Source organism: Paenibacillus sp. IHBB 3054, assembly GCF_051594305.1.
Lineage (GTDB): Bacteria > Bacillota > Bacilli > Paenibacillales > Paenibacillaceae > Paenibacillus_AQ.
In genome coordinates this window covers 53,716-60,839 of the sequence record NZ_JBOFBG010000044.1, presented here as the reverse complement: position 1 = coordinate 60,839, position 7,124 = coordinate 53,716, and the positions used below count along the sequence as shown (strand labels likewise).

The 7,124-nt window shown below is 46.7% G+C and carries 8 protein-coding genes; 2 read left to right on the top strand and 6 right to left on the bottom strand.

Features of this window, described 5'->3' with window-relative positions; all coding sequences use genetic code 11:
* On the bottom strand, nucleotides 1-536 hold a 536-nt coding region (locus tag ACQ76X_RS30675; protein ID WP_438497532.1), incomplete at its 3' end, for a hypothetical protein.
* 123 nt (nucleotides 537-659) lie between these two features.
* A complete protein-coding gene (locus ACQ76X_RS30670; protein ID WP_438497531.1) occupies nucleotides 660-2,447 on the bottom strand; it encodes an ABC transporter substrate-binding protein in 1,788 nt (595 codons plus the stop codon).
* A 141-nt stretch (nucleotides 2,448-2,588) separates the two neighbouring features.
* Between ACQ76X_RS30670 and ACQ76X_RS30665 the strand changes: the two genes are divergently transcribed.
* Nucleotides 2,589-3,818: an MDR family MFS transporter gene (locus ACQ76X_RS30665; RefSeq protein ID WP_438497530.1), complete on the top strand. Its 1,230-nt coding sequence runs from the start codon at nucleotides 2,589-2,591 to the stop codon at nucleotides 3,816-3,818.
* Nucleotides 3,819-3,898: 80 nt separating this feature from the next.
* Here the strand turns inward: ACQ76X_RS30665 and ACQ76X_RS30660 are convergent, their stop codons facing one another.
* The 4 genes from ACQ76X_RS30660 to ACQ76X_RS30645 all read right to left on the bottom strand — a co-directional run bounded on the left by ACQ76X_RS30660 (nucleotide 3,899) and on the right by ACQ76X_RS30645 (nucleotide 5,862).
* Nucleotides 3,899-4,291 (bottom strand): hypothetical protein, encoded by a 393-nt coding sequence (locus ACQ76X_RS30660; RefSeq protein WP_438497529.1) that lies wholly within the window; start codon nucleotides 4,289-4,291, stop codon nucleotides 3,899-3,901.
* A gap of 38 nt (nucleotides 4,292-4,329) precedes the next feature.
* On the bottom strand, nucleotides 4,330-4,467 hold the full coding sequence (locus ACQ76X_RS30655) for a hypothetical protein (protein WP_438497528.1): 138 nt from the start codon (nucleotides 4,465-4,467) through the stop codon (nucleotides 4,330-4,332).
* Between the two features lie 85 nt (nucleotides 4,468-4,552).
* Nucleotides 4,553-4,771 carry a hypothetical protein gene (locus ACQ76X_RS30650; protein WP_438497527.1) on the bottom strand — a complete coding sequence of 73 codons (219 nt, stop codon included), beginning with the start codon at nucleotides 4,769-4,771 and terminating at the stop codon, nucleotides 4,553-4,555.
* A gap of 134 nt (nucleotides 4,772-4,905) precedes the next feature.
* Nucleotides 4,906-5,862, bottom strand: coding sequence for a helix-turn-helix transcriptional regulator (locus tag ACQ76X_RS30645; RefSeq protein ID WP_438497526.1), 957 nt, complete (start codon nucleotides 5,860-5,862; stop codon nucleotides 4,906-4,908).
* A 122-nt stretch (nucleotides 5,863-5,984) separates the two neighbouring features.
* On the opposite strand from ACQ76X_RS30645, the gene ACQ76X_RS30640 reads away from it, so the two are divergent.
* On the top strand, nucleotides 5,985-6,932 hold the full coding sequence (locus ACQ76X_RS30640; protein WP_438497525.1) for a Gfo/Idh/MocA family protein: 948 nt from the start codon (nucleotides 5,985-5,987) through the stop codon (nucleotides 6,930-6,932).
* The last annotated feature ends 192 nt before the right edge of the window (nucleotides 6,933-7,124 follow it).

The window sequence follows — 7,124 nt, the reverse complement described above, 5'->3', positions numbered from 1 at the left end:
GTATGATCCCCGCTTGCCGTATCCAGAATCACTTCCCGCTCATGCTTCCAGGTGGGACTGCTCAGCCCAAGCACCTTATCCGGATCCCGATCCTCACCGCGAATCATAACCCAGTAGTCCTGATTTTCCAGCTTATGCATGAATAATCCAAAATACCGGCTCCGGTAAAATTCAGCGAAATATTGGCTTTCCCCTAGTGTGGCGATCCGGTATTTCACAACCAGCAGTTCTTGATTCCGGGGGGAAGGCAAATATTCATATTGCCAGCCCATAAACGACGAACAAAAGTATTTCACCCCGAACAGCAATAGGATTAAGGAAACTGTCAGGATCAGGAGCAGCTGTTTTTGGAGCAGAACCAGTGACACACTTAGCAGGATTACATGATAGAGGACAATATATCCCCCCGATGGGTGAAGCCGCGGTCCAGGCGAATAATTCAACAGCCCAAGTAGGACAAGTAGTACATCGGAAGCAAGTAAGATTCCAAGTAAAAGAAAGGCTATTTTTTTGCGGGCAGTCAGCTTGGATAACATAAGGCCCTCCCTTTTCCAATCAGGCATATGCCTAATGATATAAGCGGGAGCACATGGAATAAAGAGAAATTACCAGACTTTTCTTTCCTGTTTTATTGTGGATCAGGCAGGTTTAGTCATGCTTCACATACGGGTCTCCGGGAAACCCGGTTTGATCCACAGCCTGGAGATGTCCAGAAAACCAAAGGATCCCGTATGCAAGCCGAACAGACTCTGATTGAGCTGGGCTCTTTTGTTCATATGACAGCCATAGAGGACCCAACAATTCTCGCGCAGAATCGCTTCCGTCCCCTCCAGAAGTTCGCCTCTGCCTTCTGCAGACAATTCTGCAAAATGCTCCAGTTCCCGCTGTAATTGGTCCCGCTGACTGTCCTGAAGCAACGCGTGCAGATGGTTGGACTTGTTCACAAAGTAATTAATCATTCCCCACTGCCAATCATCTTCGAGCACCTCTTCCGCAAACAGGAAATCCGCTTGCTGCTTGACTTCCTCCATGTTGTATTCCTTGTATGATATCAGACAAATATGCAGACCGATTCGCTCCGCACGCTGCTGCAGCCACCAAGCTTCTTCAAGCTCATCCTTTCTGGGAACATAAGCAAGCGTAATCTCTTCTCCGCTGTAACCGCTGGATTCCAGCAGCTTCGCCGCCTCTTCAAGCGAATACTCTTTCCAGATTATGCGGCGGCTGTTCCAAGGCAGGAAGCTGTCCGCCGGTGTAATCCGGTTACCGCCCAGTTCCTTGATCAGCGCAGATGGATCATATAGAAGACGCATCGCCTGGCGAAAAAGCAGATTGTGCTGAATGCCCTCTTTGCGAAAATTCACGATAATATATCTGCAACCCAGCGCCGGGTAATCAATACTGTTGCCAGAGCAACCATCCGAATAGGAGCCTGAAACTGCGGCATCCGGCAGCTGGTATTGGCGTGCACCGGAGCCCTGATTCGGCAAATACCAGATTTCGACCCGGTCCAAGAGCGGACGAATGCTGTAGTAATCATCAAAGGCTGCAAGCACAAGCACATCTTCATTCAAATTCATCAGCCGGTAGGGACCTGTTCCAAGGGGTTCCTGGTCATTATCAGCATCAAAGGGCAGAATCGACATGTGAATGGAGCTTAAGAGATGAAGAAAAAAGAGATTGGGTGATGACAGATTGAAGCGGATCCGGTGATCCCCCTCAAGCTCTACTTCTTCAATCCCCCGAAAGTGCCATAATGCCGAACTGTCCAGCTCCACCAGCCGCTGCAGCGTACTTTTCACATCCCGCGAGGTCATCACTCTGCCGTGATGGAAACGAACACCTTTGCGCAAATAGAAGATATAGCTGGTATGGTCCTCATTCGCTTCCCACATATGGGCCAGAGCCGGATGAAAGGAATCGCTGACGGCATCATATGTAACTAAAGTACTGCAGATTTGTCCGATCAGATAGGCTTCAAAAGCTGTGTACACAAAAGCGGGGTCAAGCTTCTCCATGCTGCGGTTGCGGGTAATCCGCAGGACATCAAGTCCTGTGGTCGATTCTGTCTCACTCTGATAGCCCATCTGTTTATTTAACAAGGTTAATAACCTTTCTTTTAGCGGACCTTTGACCTCAGGCAGCCCAATTAACTCGATTGCCTGCTTTATTTTCCCGCTGCTAATCAGCTCCAAAAGATAATTCTCCAATATCTCTTCCACAGTGCGTAAAAAAGTCATCGCCGAGGTGTGGCCTCTTCCCCGCCCTGCCTGCCACTGGATGAACCCCTTCTCCTCGAGCTTGCGCAAAATAAATTTCACGTTGCGTGGCGTGCAGCACAGCACAGATGCCAGCAGCTCAATTGTCACCGGAATAGGCACATGAATATTAAAGGGATTATTAATCTCCGAGGCAACCCGTAAAAAATGTGTGACGTTATTGTCCATGATCCATGCTCCTTTAAAGGTGAAACGGGGAACGCAAACCTTACACTTTTACTTCCCCCTTTTATCATTACAATTATACATAAAGCAGCTTCGATTAGCAGGTTTAAAAATTCAGCAACCAGAGTAGGAGATTCACATTATATGAAACAACATTTGCAGCACATCCATCCCTTAGCCTGGACCATTATTATCGGGACAATGTTTGGACGCCTGGTTACCTCCATGAGCATCCCCTTCTTATCCATCTATCTCACCCAGGTGCTTGGCGCTTCCGCGACACAGACTGGTTTTACGGTAGCTGTCAGCTCACTGGCTGGCGTCCTGGTCAGTTTCTATGGAGGTTATATCTCCGATGTTATCGGGCGTAAAATCGTAATGCTGGTCTCGGTCTTCGGCTGGGCCTGTGTATTCTTCGGCTTCTCTGCCGCCCAGCATTTATGGGTATTCTTCCTGGTTAATACACTAAACGGCCTATGTCGTGCCGTATTTGAACCTACTACTCGCGCATTGCTGTCGGATATTACCCCACCGGACCATAAACTGCTCGTGTTCAATTTAAGATACGCCGCCGTCAATCTGGGTGTTGTTTTTGGTCCGATTATTGGCCTGCAGCTGGGATCTGCAAAATCGACCTTCCCGTTTCTGATTGCCGGAATTGTCTATATCGCCTATGGGCTTGTGCTGTTTATGCAGTTCCGCATCCATCATTCCACTCTTCCGCAGCGTTCCGAAGTCCGTGCTCCGAAGCTGCGCGAAGCGCTGGCAACAACCACCCGGGACCGGGTATTCCTGCCCGTACTGCTGGGTACCATCTTCTGTGTGCTGGGATATGGGCATTTCAGCTCCACACTGGCCCAGTATTTAGCAATGAATACCCATTTCACGAACGGAGGACAGGTATTCTCCTATATGCTGTCCCTTAATGCCGTAACCGTACTGGTGGTCCAGTACCCGATTGTCCGCACGGCAAGCCGATTCTCACCGATTGTCCCTTTGATTCTCGGGAATCTTTGCGTAGCGCTGAGCCTGCTGCTGTTCGGAATTGCCGGTGGAGTGGCACTGCTGATGTTCAGTGTCGTATTATTCACCATTGGCGAGGTACTGCTCTTTACGATGATGGACATGCTCATTGACCGGATTGCCAAACCGGAATGGAAAGGTACGTATTTCGGAACCATAGGCTTTAATAATCTCGGCAATGTAATCGCTCCTATTCTGGGGGGACTGCTGCTGGATCAATTCGGCGCCGTGAATGGACCGGCTGTCTTTGTGCCCCTGGCCTTAACCACCGCCTTGGGACTGCCTTTCCTCATTACCGCCCACAAACGACTTAAGATCAGAGAAATGGGCGCTGGTGATGTAAACGTATAGAAACCAAAAACCCGGATAAGCTTAGAGGCTTGTCCGGGTTTACTAATGGTGCACACGCAGAGTGGAATTTGTTCGTTTAATCACACATTAAAGACATACTTTGAAAATAGCCCCCAGTAATCGTAATCATATTCTTGCGGATAGCTTATCAAGTGTTTTGAACGATAAATCCAAGTTTTAAGCTCCTCTGTTTTTGCACCTTTTTCAACTTTGTCCAATAATGAAGTTAGATCAGCTATATCACTTTCTATCTCTGATGCAACAATGTCACCTGTAAAAACGTAAAGACTGCTTAGAAAAAAGGTTTTTTTCTGGCATTTATCATCATCAATAAAACTACATATCATGGGTATATTTTCAAAATCATTAACCGCTAACTCCCAGTCTTGGCTTGGAATCCGCTCATCACTATATGCCCATATTTTAATTTCCTCTTGAGTCGGGTTCCACGCATGTTGGATATCTCTAAACAAAATCCCACCCCATTTAGTTGTTGTCAACATAATATTATTTATGTAACCTTAATCTTATAAACTTTTTTCTGGTATCCAATGTCAGCCGGTTCAAGAGTTCCGTTCACGTAAGCATATCTCATCAACACATTTCCAATGAACATCCCGGGGGCAATCTGGATAGACAGTTCAGCCATAAGTACATGATCCTGAATGAAGTATCTGACAATGTTCCCGACAACCAGTTGATCAAACCATATACCTGCATCACTTTCATTGAACTTAAAAGGATAATCCATTATCGAGTTGAACTGTCAACGGGGAGTAACCGCTCTCTGGCTTGCTGACCCCGTACACAGCGATTTTCTGAGCTTTAACTTCTGTCAAAAGAATCTTATGATCAACCGTACTATTATTCTGCTCCGCATTCTGGGACTTGTCCGTTGTACATCCGCTAAGTAAAATACCTCCTGCTGCTATAGCGATAGCAATTTTGTTCACATCACTCCTCCTCGCATTGACCCCAATAGGATTGATAAAATGTCAATGCTTAAATTATCGCATAAGCTTTTGAGTATAATGTATAATTATAGTTGCAAATCATTTATATTCCAGTAACTATTTGCTAAGCTTCATCATAGATACTTATGCTGCAAAGCAGTTATTTTCTCCTTAATGTACTCTCTAAGTAAGGGCGGCTCAAGAATCTCGATATCGGTGAGCAGCGCCAGCGCCTTCAGACAGGCATTTTCATAGCTGTACATATTTACGGTCAGCACAAGAAATCCATCCTCTTCACCCTTATGCATAACCTCAAGCCTGTTCACAATTTCCTGCTTACTCTTTTCTATGCGAAGGACTACCGGATAGTGTTCTTCAGCCCTCCGGCTTTGTTTAAAGCTCTCCTCCCCGCTGCTCCAATACTTCTCCAAAGAAAACTCCGCCGGGATTCCATATACTTCTTCCAGTAATTGTACCGCTTCGAACCGCTCGCATTTAAAGGTGCGCATCCCCTCTGCCTCCTCGCAATAAGCGACCAGATACCAAGCCCCTTGTTTGACTACGAGGCCGTAGGGCAGCAGTAACCGGGAAGAAATTTCGTTATTGACCTTTCGGTATTGAACGCTAATCTTTTGTGATTTCCACAGTGCAGCACGCAGAGTCTCCAGACACGGCACCGCATTCTGTTCCGTCCACCAAGGGGTATCATCGAAATAAAAGACATTTTGGGCTTTGCGGATATCCTCCTGATAAGCGGCTGGCAAGGACTTTTCCAGCTTTAATAACGCGTTCCTCAACTTGAGGCCCGACTCGCTGTTCCTTCCTGATTGAAAGCCCATTCCCGTTAAATAGAGCTGAATCATCTCGTCCCCGTGCAGCTGCCGCAGGTTGACCGTGTAGCCCTCCATTAGCGAAATCCCGCCATTCGGTCCAGGTGCAGATATCATGGGAATTCCAGCCTCCGCCAGAACGTCTATGTCTCTATAAATGGATCGTACCGAGGTTTCTAGTGCGGCCGCCAAGTCACTTGCTTTCATTTTCCCCCTGGATTCTACCAGTAACAATATCCCAATCAAGCGATGCAAGCGCATATATTCCCTCCTATCCTACCCACGAAATTTCAAGGGTTATAAAGCTTCTCGAATTCTTGCCACTCTGTTGTCAACAATAGCAGTGTACTATGAAATATATCAGAGAGAAGGAGCTGCTGTAAATGAATATTGGCATATTAGGAACAGGTTTCGGAGCATATCATGCCGCCATATTAAAGAAACTGGATAGCGTTGACCGGGTTGTCATCTTCGGGAGGAACGAAGACAAGCTGCAAAAGCTGAAGGAAGAGCTTGGGGTTGAGATCACATCGTCTATAGAGGACATTATGCAAGATTCCAGACTGGATATTATTGATAACTGTCTACCTTCCCCACTACATAAGAAATACACTCTAGAGGCAATGAAAGCCGGCAAACATGTATTTTGTGAAACTCCGGTTGTGCTAAGCTTAGAAGATGCGACGGCAATGGGAGAGGCTGAGCTTCAATATGGGAAACGAATTCTCGTCAATCAGTTCATCAAATTTGATCCGGCCTATCAATATCTGTATGAATCCGCACGACAGGAGAAGTATGGCAAGCTGCTGCATGTGTCTGTCAAAAGAGAAACCCCACCACTTTGGGGGAATCTGGGGCTTGACACCCTCCCTACAAATCTGATGATCCATGAGCTGGATTTCATCACCTGGCTGCTGGGTTCAACTGCTCCCTCCTCCGTATGGGGAACAAATGGCGGCAAGGAGGAACAAGCGCTGGTTCGTGTATCCTTTGAGGAATCCGGGGTCTCGGCGGAAGTTACCGTTTCTTCGCTTATGCCTGATTCTTACCCCTTTACAGTTGGATATGAGGCTTACTTTGAACAGGCGAAGCTGGTCTTTCATGAAAGTGATGACATGCAGGGAAACATCGATACTGCGTTGTATGAATACAGCAAGGCCGGCAAGCAAGAGATCGTTCTGGAGAAACAAGATCCATACAAGCAAAGTCTCCAGCATGCGATTCACTGTTTACAAGACGGCTCGGAATCCGTCCTTTCGCTGAATCTAGCACTCCAGTCCATGGAAATAGCGCTTGATTTGAAGCAGCGGTTAACCGGCTCTACAGACTAAGCACGAAATCAGTGAATTAATGTTTAATGATCGGGGTTGTGCCCCGGTCTTTTTCCTGGGTTTAGTATGCAAGTTCGGTGTGTGTAGGGTATGCTCTAGAGTATCAAGGGAACGGTGTAGTAAAGGATTTTCTATTGTGAATTATTCATATGTTGAAATATTATCTATAAATCAAGTATCAGACTGGGCTAA